At 61.1% G+C, this 527-nt stretch carries 1 protein-coding gene; it reads left to right on the top strand.

What is annotated here, in order from left to right; genetic code table 11:
• Nucleotides 1-65: 65 nt before the first annotated feature.
• A partial coding sequence (locus RZO55_RS10990) for a non-canonical purine NTP pyrophosphatase (protein ID WP_318064325.1) occupies nucleotides 66-527 on the top strand: 462 nt, incomplete at its 3' end.

Raw genomic sequence — 527 nt, 5'->3', positions numbered from 1 at the left:
GTTGATCCAATACGAGCGGGAGTTATTCGGGGACCTTTTTGACGGAATCGGGGAGGTTGGCGAGGATGCCGGAGGATCATCGGAAAAAGTGGCTTTGGACGGAGCTGATTATAGCCACGCGCAACAATCATAAGGTTCGCGAACTGAATGCCCTCCTTGAACGGGAATTGGGCCTTCCGGTCGTCGGATTGAGCCGTTTTTCGGATATCCCCGAGGTGGTGGAGGACGGGGAGACCTTCGAGGCCAATGCCGTCAAAAAAGCGGAGGCGGTCTCCCGGGCCTTGAATCGGCCGGTGGTGGCCGACGATTCCGGGCTGGTGGTCCCCGCTCTGAACGGCGCCCCGGGGGTTCGATCCGCCCGATACGCCGGACCGGAGGCGGACGACCGGGCAAACAACGAAAAATTGCTCCAAGCCCTCCGGGGAGTGGAGGAGAAGGGGCGGGAAGCCTTCTTTGTATGCGTGATGGCATTGAAGATTCCCGGGGAGGAGCCCCGGTGGGTCCGGGGGGAGTGTCATGGCCGCATT

It is taken from the genome of Clostridium boliviensis (assembly GCF_033342255.1).
GTDB lineage: Bacteria > Bacillota > Clostridia > Lachnospirales > Lachnospiraceae > Lacrimispora > Lacrimispora boliviensis.
The sequence above is the reverse complement of the archived record's forward strand: the minus strand, read 5'-3'. Positions and strand labels throughout refer to the sequence as shown.